This is a genomic window from Sinomonas soli (genome assembly GCF_054782415.1).
The window spans coordinates 157,878-171,251 of sequence record NZ_BAAGSN010000006.1 but is presented as its reverse complement, the minus strand read 5'-3'; the positions used below and the strand labels follow the sequence as shown (position 1 = coordinate 171,251).

12 protein-coding genes are annotated in these 13,374 nt (G+C 73.8%); 9 read left to right on the top strand and 3 right to left on the bottom strand.

The features are described from left to right. Nucleotides 1–2 precede the first annotated feature (2 nt). On the bottom strand, nucleotides 3–413 hold the full coding sequence (locus ACYVKZ_RS06460; RefSeq protein ID WP_460991243.1) for a hypothetical protein: 411 nt from the start codon (nucleotides 411–413) through the stop codon (nucleotides 3–5). Between the two features lie 639 nt (nucleotides 414–1,052). Here ACYVKZ_RS06460 and ACYVKZ_RS06455 point away from each other — a divergent pair. Continuing rightward, on the top strand, nucleotides 1,053–1,886 hold the full coding sequence (locus ACYVKZ_RS06455; RefSeq protein ID WP_460991242.1) for a sigma-70 family RNA polymerase sigma factor: 834 nt from the start codon (nucleotides 1,053–1,055) through the stop codon (nucleotides 1,884–1,886). Between the two features lie 138 nt (nucleotides 1,887–2,024). Here the strand turns inward: ACYVKZ_RS06455 and ACYVKZ_RS06450 are convergent, their stop codons facing one another. Next, nucleotides 2,025–3,002 (bottom strand): glycosyltransferase family 9 protein, encoded by a 978-nt coding sequence (locus ACYVKZ_RS06450; RefSeq protein ID WP_460991241.1) that lies wholly within the window; start codon nucleotides 3,000–3,002, stop codon nucleotides 2,025–2,027. Nucleotides 3,003–3,127: 125 nt separating this feature from the next. Between ACYVKZ_RS06450 and ACYVKZ_RS06445 the strand changes: the two genes are divergently transcribed. The 8 genes from ACYVKZ_RS06445 to ACYVKZ_RS06410 all read left to right on the top strand — a co-directional run bounded on the left by ACYVKZ_RS06445 (nucleotide 3,128) and on the right by ACYVKZ_RS06410 (nucleotide 11,975). Continuing rightward, nucleotides 3,128–3,736 (top strand): D-glycero-alpha-D-manno-heptose-1,7-bisphosphate 7-phosphatase, encoded by a 609-nt coding sequence (locus tag ACYVKZ_RS06445; protein WP_460991240.1) that lies wholly within the window; start codon nucleotides 3,128–3,130, stop codon nucleotides 3,734–3,736. Further along, complete coding sequence (locus tag ACYVKZ_RS06440; RefSeq protein ID WP_460991239.1) at nucleotides 3,733–4,758, top strand: glycosyltransferase family 9 protein; 1,026 nt, start codon at nucleotides 3,733–3,735, stop codon at nucleotides 4,756–4,758. The genes ACYVKZ_RS06445 and ACYVKZ_RS06440 overlap by 4 nt, the downstream gene beginning before the upstream one ends. Next, nucleotides 4,758–5,762 carry a glycosyltransferase gene (locus tag ACYVKZ_RS06435; protein WP_460991238.1) on the top strand — a complete coding sequence of 335 codons (1,005 nt, stop codon included), beginning with the start codon at nucleotides 4,758–4,760 and terminating at the stop codon, nucleotides 5,760–5,762. The genes ACYVKZ_RS06440 and ACYVKZ_RS06435 overlap by 1 nt, the downstream gene beginning before the upstream one ends. After that, nucleotides 5,759–7,045, top strand: a complete 1,287-nt coding sequence (locus ACYVKZ_RS06430; RefSeq protein ID WP_460991237.1) for a glycosyltransferase — start codon at nucleotides 5,759–5,761, stop codon at nucleotides 7,043–7,045. Before ACYVKZ_RS06435 ends, ACYVKZ_RS06430 begins: the two co-directional genes overlap by 4 nt. A gap of 2 nt (nucleotides 7,046–7,047) precedes the next feature. Further along, nucleotides 7,048–7,809, top strand: a complete 762-nt coding sequence (locus ACYVKZ_RS06425; RefSeq protein WP_460991236.1) for a D-sedoheptulose-7-phosphate isomerase — start codon at nucleotides 7,048–7,050, stop codon at nucleotides 7,807–7,809. After that, nucleotides 7,806–9,215 (top strand): PfkB family carbohydrate kinase, encoded by a 1,410-nt coding sequence (locus ACYVKZ_RS06420; RefSeq protein WP_460991235.1) that lies wholly within the window; start codon nucleotides 7,806–7,808, stop codon nucleotides 9,213–9,215. Before ACYVKZ_RS06425 ends, ACYVKZ_RS06420 begins: the two co-directional genes overlap by 4 nt. 52 nt (nucleotides 9,216–9,267) lie before the next feature. Further along, on the top strand, nucleotides 9,268–10,008 hold the full coding sequence (locus ACYVKZ_RS06415) for an SDR family oxidoreductase (protein ID WP_460991234.1): 741 nt from the start codon (nucleotides 9,268–9,270) through the stop codon (nucleotides 10,006–10,008). Between the two features lie 137 nt (nucleotides 10,009–10,145). Next, nucleotides 10,146–11,975, top strand: a complete 1,830-nt coding sequence (locus ACYVKZ_RS06410) for an HNH endonuclease signature motif containing protein (protein WP_460991233.1) — start codon at nucleotides 10,146–10,148, stop codon at nucleotides 11,973–11,975. Between the two features lie 89 nt (nucleotides 11,976–12,064). On the opposite strand, the gene ACYVKZ_RS06405 is transcribed toward ACYVKZ_RS06410, so the two are convergent. Beyond that, on the bottom strand, nucleotides 12,065–13,177 hold the full coding sequence (locus ACYVKZ_RS06405; RefSeq protein ID WP_460991232.1) for a glycosyltransferase family 9 protein: 1,113 nt from the start codon (nucleotides 13,175–13,177) through the stop codon (nucleotides 12,065–12,067). Between the last annotated feature and the right edge of the window lie 197 nt (nucleotides 13,178–13,374).

Here is a 13,374-nt window from a genome sequence, read left to right as displayed (position 1 = left end):
GATCAGTGGTCCGGGAACTCGTCGCGCGCCGGCTGCGAAGCGTTCTCCGCGTCTTCGCGAGGGGTCAGGTAGTGCTCGCCTTCCTCGGTGGTCGCGACCTCGTACTCCTCGGCGACCGCGTCGATGCGGGCCTGGTCCTCGGGCCCGGGCGGGCGGACCGGACCGGGGTTGGGCGTGCGCTCGGCATCGCCCCACACCGCTCCGGCTCCCCGGGAGGACGGGGTGACATCGGTCGGACCGTCGGCGACGGTGTCGTCCACCCCGTGCCGGGGCACCGGGGTGCCCGGGTGCGGGCCCGAGCTCTCGGCCGTGCGCTCCTCGCCCGGCTCCCGGTCCGCGAAGTGGGCCTCGCCGCCCTCGAGGGGCGTGCTCTCCCGGCGCTCGGGCTCGTCAGGAAGATTCCGCTGGTCCATGGCGTCCTCTCGAATCGGTGGAAGGCGGGTACAGGCCGCCCACGTCTTCATACCCTCTGATCGCCCGCATCAAAACCGCATCAAGACCGCATCAGAACCGCACCGGGACTCCGCCGAGGATGCGCCCGGCGGGAGTGCCCAGGGCCGCGCCTTTCCGGGGATCGGCGGCCCCAACTGGGAGCCTTCCCTCGGTAAGGCCGCGAGATAATCGGCACTCCCCATGCCAAGAGACAGAACTGTTCCTTCTCGCGCCGTTGTATTCGACGAGCAGTCGTGCCTACGGTGGAAACCGGAGTCAAGCAGCTGGCCCGCACCACCACGCCGGATGGCCAGTTGACTGGAGATTCAACGTCACTATGACCCAAGCGGCGCGACCCGTCGGCCGCCGCGAGCTGATCACCGAAGAAGACGCCCACCGCGCCGCTGTGCGCGCAGCGACGCCCGAACGGGTCGCCTCGGCGACTCGCGGTCCCTCTTCCCTTCCAGGCGACGCCGACCCCCAGCCCACCAGGACTCGAGACACCGGGACCTGGCCCCCATACGTCCCCGCGCACGGCGCGGACCGCCCAGCTCAGGAGGCGCCCGGCAGTCACTGACGCCCCACACATCTTTCCAATTCCAGCGAGGAGGCAACTCGCCATGCAGGAAGCTCCACGGCAGGCCCATCTGCTCCCAGTCCCCAACGATCCAGACCTTGCCGGCGCTCCAGAGAGCGTCAACGGCGTCGTCCTGGGAGCCGCGCCCGAAGGCCGGGCGTGCCGCAGCGAGCCTCCGACCGACGGCACCGACCCGGTGGCAGCGGGACAGCTCGCCATCGAGTACCTCGGGGTCGCCGATGCCCTCGCCCGCAGGTTCCGCTGCGCGGGGCACGACACGGAGGACCTGCGCCAGGTGGCCCGGCTCGGCCTGCTGAAGGCCGCCCACCGCTACCGGGAGCCCCTCGGACACGGGTTCGTGCCCTACGCGGTGCCCACCATCACGGGAGAACTCAAGCGCTATCTCCGCGATCAGTCGTGGGTCGTCCGGCCGCCCCGTGCGCTCCAGGAGCTCCGCCTCAAGGTCAACGCGCTGCGCCCCGGCCTCGCCCAGGAGCTCGGGCACGATCCCACCACGGCGGAACTGAGCACCGCGGCCGGAGTGCCGGCCTCCGACGTGGCGGAGGCGCAGATCGCGGAGTCGGCGATGGTCGGCCAGCCCGTCGAGCATGGAGACTCGTCAGAGGATCCCGAGGAACGCCGGCTGAACGTCGTCCTCGGTGCTGAGGACCCCGGCTACGAGCACGTCGAGCAGATGCACGCGCTCGCCGGGGCGATGTCCGACGCGACCGACCATGACAGGCAGCTCCTCGACCTCCGCTTCGTCCAGGAGATGACCCAGGACCAGATCGCCAAGGAGCTCGGCGTGAGCCAGATGCAGGTCTCGCGCCTCCTCAAGCGTCTGCTCGACAGGCTGCGGAGGAGGATGGCGGCCTGAGGCCCGTCCGTCCGGGCATGATGCCGGTGTGAGGGGGGCGGCATCAGGCCCGGGCGCGGCACACAGGAAGGGCGCGGTGCGTGCACCGCGCCCTTCGCCGCGCCTGGTCCTCCGGCCCCGCAGACCACCAGGCCGGCCCTAGCTGAAAGCGACCTGCCCGCCCTCCTGGCCGGCGGCGTCGTCCTCCTCCAACCCCTCCAGCGCGTCGAGGACGTGGCCGGGCAGGACGGCGAGCAGCGCAGGATCGGGGTCCGCGGCGAAGGGATCGCCCACACGCACCCGCGGATCCGTGAGGACCACGTGCGGGCCCTCCGCGGGCGGTCCCCACTGCTCCGGGGCCGCCGGCCCGAACATCACCACCGAGGGGGTGCCGTAGGCCGTGGCCAGATGGGCCGCCGAGGTGTCCGCGGTGACCACCGCCCGCGCCGCGGCGATCGCGGCGGCGAACGCATCGAGCTCCCAGCGCCCGGCCACGCAGGCCGAGGCATGCAGCCCGGCGGCCTTGACCACCGCCGAGGCGCGGAAGACGTCGTCCGGGCCGCCGGTGACCACCACCTGGTGGCCCCGGAGGGAGAGCACGGTCGCGACGTCCGCGAACCGCTCGATGGGCCAGCGCCTGCTGCCGTACGCGGCGCCCACGTGGATGATCGTGGCCCGCTCCACCGGTGCCGGCGTCTCGGGCGGGCACAGCCGGAAGTCGGAGGAGTCGGCCACGATGCCGTTCCACGTCAGCAGGCGCACCCAGCGGTCCCGCTCGTGGAGGAAGTCGTCCCATTCGGGACCGGCCCAGCCCGGCGCCGCGTGGCCGATCCGGTAGGTGGGCTCCAGCGCATCGAGCCGGCCCCTGCTCTCGGGCCCGTTCCCGTGCAGGTTGACGGCCACATCCACCGGGCGGCGCCAGGCGAGCGGATGGTCGAGGCCCGGCGTCGGCAGCAGCGCGTTGATCCCTCCGATGAGGGGGACGATCGGTGCCAGCCAGCGCGGCGCGGCGAGGACGAGCTCGTGGTCGGGGAAGGCCCGGCGCAGGCCCCGGAGCGCCGGGACCGCGACGAGGAGGTCTCCCAGTTTGAGTGCCCGCAGGGCGAGGACGGTCGGCTTCGTTGCACGCTGTGCCACGGCTGCTCCCTGAGTGTGGGATGACGGTACGCCCGCGGCTTGAGCGATTTTGGGAGAAGGAGGAGGAGAAGAAGAAGTCGTGTTAGGTCCGTTTAGTGTACTGCTGCAGGGGCACTGCTTCTCCTATGAGGAAGACCATTGGCGAGAGGGAGCGGCGGCCGGTACCGTCCGCAATCCTCTTCGACCGCGACGGGACGCTCGTCGCGGACGTCCCCTACAACACGGACCCCGATCTCGTGGTCCCGATGCCCGGGGCGCTCCAGACGCTCCGCCGCCTCCGCGCACTCGGCATCGCCTGCGGCGTCGTGACCAACCAGTCCGGAGTGGGCCTCGGCCTCATCGCCGAGCACGAGCTCCGGGCCGTCAACGCCCGCATCGAGGAGATCCTCGGCCCGTTCGACACCTGGCAGGTCTGCCCGCACGCCCCCGAGGACCGGTGCGAATGCCGCAAGCCCAAGCCGGGCCTCGTGCACGCGGCCTGCCGGGACCTCGGGATCCAGCCGGAGGACGCCGTGGTCATCGGCGACATCGGCAAGGACATGGAGGCTGCCCACCGCGGCGGCTCGCGCGGGATCATGGTCCCCACGCCCATCACCCTGCGCCCCGAAATCCTCGAGGCGCCCATGGTCGCTGGGGACCTCTCGTCCGCCGTCATGCTCGCCCTGGGACCCGAGCTGGCGCACAGCACCCGGCTCGGCCGCCCCGGCGCCCCGCCCCTCGGGAGCGTAGCGTGAGGCGCGTCCTCGCCGTCCGGCTCGACAGCCTCGGGGACGTGGTCATGGCCGGCCCGGCTGTCCGGGCGATCGCGGCACACGCGGAGCCCTACCTGCTCACCGGGCCCCGCGGGACCGGCGCTGCCCGCCTGCTGCCTCAGGTGCGCCACACGCGCGAATGGGAGTGCCCCTGGATCGGCAACCCGGCGCCGGAGGCGACCCCGCGGAACCTCCGTCAGCTCGAGCGGCTCGTCTCGGACATCGCCCCCGACGAGGCCGTCATCTTCACCTCCTTCCACCAGTCGCCCCTGCCCCTCGCCCTCGCGCTGCGGCTCTGCGGGGTCCCGCGGATCACGGCGCTATCGGAGGACTACCCGGGCTCGCTGCTCGACGTGCGGGTGACCTCGCGCGAACTCCCCTGGGAGACCCACGAGGTGGACAGGGCACTCGGCATCGCCGCCGCGGCGGGCTTCCCGCTTCCGGCCGACGACGACGGCCTGCCCGCCCTCGTGCCCCAGCGTCGCAGCGGGCTCCGTCCCGACGGCCCCTACGTGGTGGTGCACCCCGGGGCGGACGCGCCAGCACGGTCCTGGCCCGCCGAGAACGCCGCGGAACTGGTCGAGCAGCTCACTGCCGCGGGCCTGCGCGTGCTGGTCACCGGCGGACCGGACGAGCGAGCGCTGACAGCCCGCGTGGCGGGCTCCCGCGGCACCGACCTCGGGGGAAGCACGGGCCTGCCCGGCCTCGTGGACGTGCTCGCGGGCGCCAGCGTCGTCGTCGCCGGCAACACCGGGCCCGCGCACCTCGCGTCTGCCGTCCGCACGCCCGTGGTGAGCCTCTTCGCACCGGTGGTGGCCGCCGAGGTCTGGCGGCCGAGGGGAGCGCCCACCGTCCTCCTCGGCGACCAGGAGGCGCCGTGCGCCGGCACCCGTGCGCGGATCTGCCCGCTCCCGGGCCATCCGTGCCTGGCCGGCGTGCGGGCCGAGCAGGTCGTCGAGGCCGTGCAGGACCTGCTCGCGGCCCAGACCGGGGCGGTGGCCTGATGCGCATCCTCGTGTGGCACGTCCACGGCGGCTGGATGGACGGATTCGTCCGCGGCCCGCACGAGTACGTGGTCCCCGTCGACGCCGAGCGCGGGCCCTGGGGGCTGGGCCTGGCGGGCAGGCCCTGGCCGCGCGCCGTGGAGGCCACGGCCGAGGAACTCGCGGTCCGCGGAGGCGGGATCGACGCCGTCGTGCTCCAGCGCACCGAGGAGATCGGGCTGGTCCAGTCCCTGACGGGCCTGCGGCCCGGGACCGACCTCCCCGCGGTATTCGTCGAGCACAACACCCCCAAAGGCTCCGTCCCGGAGACCCGGCACCCGCTCGCCGACCAGACCGGCATCCCGATCGTGCACGTCACCCACTTCAACGCGCTCATGTGGGACAGCGGCCACGCGCCCGTGTTCGTGGTCGAGCACGGGGTCAACGACCCCGGCCTGCGCTACACCGGCGAGCTCGAGAGGCTCGTGGCGGCCGTGAACGAGCCCGTCCGGCGCCGCCGGGTGGCCGGCACGGACCTGCTGCCCGTCTTCTCCAAGGCAGCGCCCATCGATGTCTTCGGGATGGGCGGCGGCGGCCTCGAGGAGGCCACAGGCCTTGGGCCCGACTGCCTGACGTGGGCCGGCGACGTGCCCTCCGGGACCCTGCACGCCGAGCTCGCCCGCCGCCGCGCCTACCTCCACCCCTTCCGCTGGACCTCTCTGGGGCTTGCCCTCATCGAGGCGATGTTCCTCGGACTGCCGGTGCTCGTGGTGGGCTCCACCGAGGCCTGGCGCGCCGTGCCCCCGGGGGCCGGCTGCGTCAGTTCCGACCCGAAGGAACTCCTCGCTGCCGCACGCCGGCTGCTCGCCCACCCGGACGAGGCCGTCGAGGCGGGGCTGAAGGCCCGCGAGGCCGCCCTGGCCCGCTACGGACTGGACCGGTTCCACGCTGCGTGGGACCAGGTGCTCGCGGAGGCTGCGGACGGTACCCGCGGAGCGGGCACGCTGAAAGGAGCACAACGATGAAGATCGCCATGGTCTCTGAGCACGCGAGTCCGCTCGCGGCCATCGGGGGCGAGGACGCCGGAGGGCAGAACGTGCACGTCGCTGAGCTCTCCGCGGCGCTCGTCCGCCGCGGGCACGCCGTCACCGTGTTCACACGGCGCGACAGCAACAGGCTCCACTGGGAGCAGATGCTGCCCACCGGCGTCGGCCTCGTCAACGTCGACGCCGGGCCCGCACGCGCCGTCCCCAAGGACAGGCTGCTGCCCTACATCCCCGAACTCGCGGACCGGATCAGCGAGTACTGGGCGCAGGACACCCCGGACGTGGTCCACGGGCACTTCTGGATGTCCGGCGTCGCCTGCATCGAGGCGGCGGACAAGGTGCAGCGCCTGGGCCTCACCCCGCCCGTCGTGGCACAGACCTTCCACGCGCTGGGCGTGGTCAAGCGGCGCCACCAGGGAATCGAGGACACGAGCCCGCCTGAACGCGAGACCCTCGAACCGTGGGTCGCGCGGTCGGTGGACCGCGTCATCGCCACGTGCCCCGACGAAGCCTTCGAGCTGCGGTCCATGGGCGTGAGCCGGCGGCACATCTCGATCGCGCCCTGTGGCGTGGACACCGGCCTCTTCACCCCGGACGGACCGGCCCGGACCCGGGGCCAGCGGTTCCGGATCGCCACGATCGGCCGCCTCGTGCCCCGCAAGGGCGTGGACACAGTGATCCGTGCGCTCGCCCTCCTCGCCGAGTCCGGACGCCGGGACGTCGAGCTCCTCGTGGTCGGCGGCTCCGTGGCCAAGGAGCGCGTCGCAGAGGACCCGGAGGCGCGGCGCCTGCGCGACCTCGCCGAATCCCTCGGGATCGGCAGCCAGATCATCTTCACCGGCCAGGTCGCCCGCGACGCCATGCCCGAGCTCATGCGCAGCCTCGACGCCGTGGTCTGCTGCCCCTGGTACGAGCCCTTCGGCATCGTCCCGCTCGAGGCCATGGCCTGCGGAGTACCCACCATCGTGGCGGCCGTGGGCGGCCTCGCCGAGACCACGGTCGACGGCGTCACGGGCCTCCACGTCCCGCCCAAGGACCCCGAGGCGCTCGCCGACGCCGTGTCCGCGCTCGCGGACGATCCGCAGCGCCGGGCGGCCCTCGGCGCCGCCGGAGTCGAGCGCGCGCGGAGCCGCTACACGTGGGACAAGGTGGCCTCGGACACCGAGCGCATCTACCGGGTGATGCGCGAGCACTGGCAGCAGCCGGAGCCGGCCGTCCTGCGGTCCCGGCGCAGGCTGCGCCGCGTCGAGGAGGGGGCCTGAGGATGTGTGCAGCTCACCGAGGACTGGACGCGGCGCGGACCGCGCCCCGCTCCCGTGCGGCCCTGCGGCCCGTACCCGGCGCCGGGAGCGCCGCCTTCCGCTCCGCCGCCCAGCGCGGTCGGGCCGCCAGCGACCCCACCGCTGCGCTCGCACGCAGTGTGGCGGCCCATATCGCGGAGTCCATGGTGGCCCTCGAGGTGCTCGAGCGCCACTCCCTCGTGCTTGCCCGGTGGGGGCATGAGCTGGCGCATCGGCTCTCCCACGGCGGCAGGCTCCTCGTGGCCGGCAACGGCGGCTCCGCGGCGGAGGCGCAGCACCTCACGGCCGAGCTCGTGGGGAGGTACGACGGCGATCGGGCCCCCTTCTCGGCGATTGCCCTCCACGGGGACACCTCGGCGATGACGGCGATCGGGAACGACTACGGCTACGAGGAGGTCTTCGCCCGGCAGATCCGGGCCCATGCCAGGCAGGGCGACGTCGTCGTGCTCCTCTCCACCTCCGGGAAGAGCCCCAACCTCCTCAGCGCCGCCGCGGCGGCGCGGGAGGCCGGGGCGGTGAGCTGGGCCATGACCGGCCCCGGACCCAATCCGCTCTCCTCGGCGGTGGACGAGGCCGTGCTCCTCGACGGAAGGAACTGCCACGTGCAGGAGTCCCAGCTCGTGGCGATCCACGCCCTCTGCGTGTGCTTCGACGCGTGCATCGCAGACACCCCGGCGCCGCAGCCCCGGCCCGGCCGGAGCATCCCAGGAAGGGACCCCAGATGAGACTTGCCGTGGTGGGAGACACCCTCATGGACATTGACCTGCACGGCCACGCGAGCCGCCTCTGTCCGGACGCCCCCGCGCCCATCGTCGAAGTGGGCCGCCGGCTCGAGCGCGCGGGGGGCGCCGGCCTCGTGGCGACGATGCTCGCGGAGGACGGGCACGACGTCGACCTCGTCACCGCCCTCTCCAACGACCAGGCGGCGGCGCGCCTCCGCGCCCTGCTCAGCGGGGTGCGCGTGACCGCCGGGGCGCTCGGCGGCCCGACGCCGGTCAAGATGCGGGTCGTCGCGGACGGCCAGAGGGTCGCGCGGATCGATGAGGGCTGCGGCCAGAAGCCGTTCCCCCTGGTCGACGAGGCGATGCTCGAGCGGATCGCCGGTGCGGACGCGATCGTGGTCGCCGACTACGGCAGGCGGCTTGCGGAGGCCCCCACCCTCCGCGCGGCGATCGAATCCGCGGCCCGGCACGTCCCCGTGGTGTGGGACCCCCACCCGCAGGGCGCCCGGCCGGTCTCCAAGGCCGCCGCCGTGACGCCGAACCTGCCCGAGCTGCTGGCGTTCTCCGGGCGGGCGGTCAACGGACTCGGCGCCGTCGCGACCGCGGCGGGGCGGCTGCGGCAGCGCTGGAACGCGGAGGCGGTCGTGGTCACCCTGGCCGAACGGGGCGCGCTCGTGTGCGGGCCCGACGCCGACACCCACATCGCGGCGCCGGCCGCCGGGCTGCGGATCGAGGACTCGTGCGGCGCGGGGGACCGCTTCGCCGCCTCGCTCGCCGTCGCGCTCGCCGCCGGGCACGGCCTCGAGCGCGCGGTCGAGGCCGCCATCTCCGGGGCGGTGGAGTTCCTCGGCGGGGGCGGGGTCTCCTCGCTCGAGCGCGGACAGGCACCCCTGCCCCCCGCGGCGTCCGGGGGCGTCGCGGAGGCGCCGACCGCGGGGGAGGAGGAGCGGGAGGAGAGCGCCGCCTTCGCCCTTGCCCGGCGCGTCCAGTCCACCGGCGGCCGCGTGGTCGCCGCGGGAGGCTGCTTCGACCTCCTGCACGCCGGCCACCTCCGGCTCCTCGAGGCGGCCCGCGACCTGGGCGACTGCCTCATCGTGTGCCTCAACTCGGACGAGTCGATCCGACGCCTCAAGGGCGACTGCCGCCCGCTCATGTCCCAGGCCGATCGGGTGGACCTGCTCCTCGGGCTCAGCTGCGTGGACGCCGTGGAGGTCTTCTCCGAGGACACGCCGGAGCAGCTGCTCAAGGAGCTCCGCCCGGACGTCTGGGTCAAGGGCGCCGACTACGACGCAGAGCGGCTGCCCGAGACCGCACTCCTGCGGGAGTGGGGCGGCGACGTCGTCACCGTCCCGCTCGAGCCGGGACGGTCGACGACGGGCCTCGCCTCCGCAATCGCGGGGCTCGGCTGACGCCGGGCGACGACAGACCACTGACCATCACCACTGAACCGGAAGGACTCCCATGACCACCACGAGTACACGCATCAGCCACGAGACCGACCAGGCCACCCACGGGCCGCTCCGCGGCGCCCGGATCCTCGTGACCGGGGGCGCCTCAGGCCTCGGCGCGGCGATCGTCGACGCCGCGGCGGGGCAGGGGGCGCGGCCGATCGTCGTCGACCGGCAGCCTGCGCCCGAGGGCGTGGCCGGAGTGGTCGCCGACCTCTCGGTGCGCGAGGAGGCGGAGGCCGCCGTCGCCCGCGCGGTCGAGGAGGCAGGCGGGCTCGATGCGGTGGTGTGCGCCGCAGGCATCGACCGCTGCGGCGAACTCGCGGAGGTGCCGGCCGATGAATGGGAGCGCGTGCTGCGCGTGAACCTCCTCGGGACGGCCGCCGTGGTGCGCGCCGCCGTCCCGCATCTGCTCGAGTCGCATGGCCGGGTGGTGACCGTCGCATCGACCCTCGGCCTCCGCGGCGCCGCGGGGGCCACGGCCTACTGCGCCTCCAAGTTCGGCGTGATCGGCTTCAGCAGGGCCCTTGCCGCTGAGCTGAAGGGGAGGGTGGGCGTGACCACCCTCATCCCCGGCGGCATGGACACGGCCTTCTTCGATGACCGGCCCGAGGAGTACAAGCCGCACGACCGCAGCACCCTCAACCGGCCCTCGGACGTGGCCCGCTCGGTGCTCTTCGCCCTCTCGCAGCCGCGGGGCTGCGAGGTCCGCGAGCTGCTCGTGGCCGGTTCCATGGAGGATTCCTGGCCGTAGGCCGGCCTGTCGGACGACGGCATCTACGGGCAGAGCTACGGAGGACTGTGAGACGCGCCGGTCTGCCGCATCTCCAGAAATAGAAGATGTGCTCTAACAGTCTTCGTTCTATCGAATACATATACTAATATTGGTACATGGGGTGGGATGATGCATCGGGGTCAGGGGCTGAGGGGCCCCTCGGCGAGGGCGCGTCTGGCTGGGTCCCGCCGGAGCCGCCGGAGTGGCTGCGGCTGGAGTGGGAGCTCAACGATCTGGCGCGGCCGCAGGGGGTGGCTGCGGGTGCGCTGGGGCCGGTGCTCTCGGCGGCGTTCAGGGGGGCCCCGGACAAGGACCTCGCCGCGGCAGCCGTGGGCGGGGCCGGCCGTTCCGTCGGGACCGACCCCGATGCCGATTCATCGGACGGCGCCCAGCACCTGAGCGACAGCGGCCAGCGCCTATGGGACATCGTGGACGGGGTGGACTCGGGGCTGTTCGCGTCCCCGGAGGAGCTCGAGGTCTTCCCGGCGTCGGTAGTGCGGGCGGAGCTGAGGGAGATGGCCGCGGCCGGGCTCGTGCGCCGCCTGGTCCGCCTCGAGCAGCTCGAGGCGGACCGCCTGGCCGAGCAGGCCGCCGTGCTCGGCGCGCTCGTGGACCTCTGCGCCGGCGACGGCACCGACCCTCTCCGGACGGCGGAAGCGGCCTCGATCGCGGCCTCGGAGGTCTCCGCGGCCCTGAAGGTCTCCGCCCGCACCGCCAGGGGGCTGGTCGTCGAGGCCCTGTCCCTCAGCGACCCCGCCGCGGCCCCCGTCCTGGCCGCCCTCGCGGCCGGGCGGCTCTCCCGACGTCGGGCCAAGACCGTCCTGGATGCCGCCGTGCCCGTGCCCCCGGCACGCCTTGCGGCATTCCTGACCGCCGCCGTCGAGGCCGCCTGCCCCGCCGACCCGGACCGCATCCCCTCCCCGGCCGCGCTGACACGCCGCCTGCGCCGCCTCGTCGAGGACCACGCGGATGAGCCGTTCACCACCCGCAAGGCCCACGCCGCCGCCGGGCGCCGCGTCGATCTCGACCCCGCTCCGGACGGGATGTGCTGGCTCACCGCCTACCTGCCCTTGGAGCACGGGGCGGCGATCGACACCCGTCTCGAGGCCATCGCCCGCTCCCTGCACGCACCCGGCGAGGCCCGGACCCTTCCTCAGCTGCGCGCCGACGCTCTCGCCGACCTCCTCACCACCGACCTCCTTACCGCCGGTGCCGCGCCGCCCGGCGCCCCCGACCCCGCCGCGCTGTCCGGGGCCGCCGCGCTGTCCCAGCCCGCAGCACTGTCCCGGGCGGGAGTGCCGGACGCGCCTGCGGCCCCGGGACTCGCTCCACGAGCCGAGTATGGCGTGCCCGCGGGATCTGTGGGACCTGCGCGGTCGGGGGTCCGGTGCGAGGTGCTCCTCGTCCTGCCCGCGGCGACCGCCGCCGGCACCGCAGACACTCCCGCCGAACTCCTCGGCTACGGTCCCCTCGACCCCGCGGCGGCCCGCCTTCTCGCCGCCGACGCCGCAACCTGGACCCGTCTGTGGGCAGACCCCGCCACCGGGGCGCCCCTGGCCATCGGCCGCACCCGCTACGCCCCCACGGCAGCCATGCGCCGCTACCTCGGCGCCCGCGATGCCGCCTGCCGCTTCCCCGGCTGTGATCGCCCCGCTGCCACGACCGAAGCCGACCACACCATCGAATGGCACGCGGGCGGCCACACGGCCGCGGCCAATCTGGCCCTCCTCTGCCGCGAACACCACCGCCTCAAGACCCGCGGCCACTGGACGCTCACCCAGACAGACACCACTCAGACAGGCACCATTCCGCACGGCGCACCCGCACCGGCACCCGCACCCGCACCACCTCAACCGGTCGAACCGCCGGGCACCCTGCGCTGGACCTCACCGGCAGGACTGGCCTACACCACCTACCCTCATCACGACCCGCCCCCACCCTTCTAGGGCGGACACGGGAAAGAGGCACGTTGAGCGCGGACGGGGGGGTGACACCTTCTGGCGCCGACGCAGGTGAAGGGCTGGGGAGTGCCTTTCTACTGCCCAGCGAGCAGGGCCTTTGCGTCGGCCAGTACGCCCTCGACCGGGACGTCGGAGACCCATGGCTCGGAGTGATCGCAGGACCTGCCGAAGGGGTCGGTGCCATCGGCCCCGCACACCGGGCACAGCTGGCGCCACGAGATCTGCACCCGGTGCCTCCTCCGCTGGCGCGGCCCGGCGTTGACCAGGTTGGGGCCCCAGTACACGGACGCGGTTGGAGTCCCGAGCGCCTGCGCGAGGTGCCGTGGACCGCTGTCATTGGCGACCACGAGCTGCGCCGCATCGAGGAGGCCCACGAGCCCGTGCAGGTCCGTCCGCCCGGCCGCCGACCCGATGAGGTGCGCGGCGCTGGGAGCCGCCAGCGCGGCGTCGTGCGCGATCCCTTCGGCGAGCCCGCGCTCGTCCGGATCGCCCACAACGAGGACCTGCCAGCCCTCCTCAGCGAGGGCCGCCGCCACGTGGGCGAACCGCGCCGCCGGCCAGCGGCGCCGCGGATCGGTCGCGCCCGGATGGACGACGACGAGGCCCCTCGCCTCCGTCTGCAGCCAGGGAGCGGCAGCGTCGGCGTCGGCAGGAACGGCAGTCAACCGGGGCTCGAGATGCCTGGTCTCCGCCCCCGCGAGCGAGACGACCTCGAGCCAGCGGTCCACCTCGCGCTGGTAGTAGAGGTGCGCCAGCTGACGGTCGAGCGGGTCCGCGTCCGGGGTCGAGCAGCCGACCGTGTGGGCGGCGCCCAGGGCGAGGACGAAAGGGTTCGAGTTCTTGCCGCCGCCATGCAGCTGGGCAGCGAGCCCGAGCCCCTCGGCCTGCAGCGCAGCGACGACGTCATCCGTGCGCGGGTCATCCCGCCACGTGTGCCCGGACGCGTCCGGCGCGTCGGGGAAGGTCGGGACGACGACGACGCGGTCCCACGGGCCAGGACGGCCCTCGAGCAGCGCCGCCAGCAGCGGGGTCGTGAGCAGCGTGAGGTGTGCAGGCCGGTAGGTCTCTGACAGGGCTTCGAGGGCGGGGAGGACCGAGAGCAGGTCCCCGATCCCGCCGCCCCGGAGCACCGCGATCCGGTCCACACCGTCGAAGGGCTGGTCCTCACCGTGGGCGGCTCGCGCCATCGTGTCTCCTTGAATCTCTCTGTGTTCCGCCCGGCGGCGGACCTCCGGCTGCGGGCTCCAGGCACCCCCCCCCGAACCTCCGCGGACCCCCGGCTCCAGTCGGCTCCGTGCGGATCCGCTACCCCCGGGGCCCGCGTGCAAACGACCTCGAGAAGTCTTCCGAAGGGGTCGCTTGGGAGAGGAGGGCAGGGGTAGTA

Coding starts and splice junctions, on each gene's coding strand:
- ACYVKZ_RS06460 (WP_460991243.1), bottom strand. CDS start 413: ATGGACCAGCGGAATCTTCCTGACGAGCCCGAGCGCCGGGAGAGCACG.
- ACYVKZ_RS06455 (WP_460991242.1), top strand. CDS start 1,053: ATGCAGGAAGCTCCACGGCAGGCCCATCTGCTCCCAGTCCCCAACGAT.
- ACYVKZ_RS06445 (WP_460991240.1), top strand. CDS start 3,128: ATGAGGAAGACCATTGGCGAGAGGGAGCGGCGGCCGGTACCGTCCGCA.
- ACYVKZ_RS06435 (WP_460991238.1), top strand. CDS start 4,758: ATGCGCATCCTCGTGTGGCACGTCCACGGCGGCTGGATGGACGGATTC.
- ACYVKZ_RS06430 (WP_460991237.1), top strand. CDS start 5,759: ATGAAGATCGCCATGGTCTCTGAGCACGCGAGTCCGCTCGCGGCCATC.
- ACYVKZ_RS06425 (WP_460991236.1), top strand. CDS start 7,048: ATGTGTGCAGCTCACCGAGGACTGGACGCGGCGCGGACCGCGCCCCGC.
- ACYVKZ_RS06420 (WP_460991235.1), top strand. CDS start 7,806: ATGAGACTTGCCGTGGTGGGAGACACCCTCATGGACATTGACCTGCAC.
- ACYVKZ_RS06415 (WP_460991234.1), top strand. CDS start 9,268: ATGACCACCACGAGTACACGCATCAGCCACGAGACCGACCAGGCCACC.
- ACYVKZ_RS06410 (WP_460991233.1), top strand. CDS start 10,146: ATGGGGTGGGATGATGCATCGGGGTCAGGGGCTGAGGGGCCCCTCGGC.
- ACYVKZ_RS06405 (WP_460991232.1), bottom strand. CDS start 13,177: ATGGCGCGAGCCGCCCACGGTGAGGACCAGCCCTTCGACGGTGTGGAC.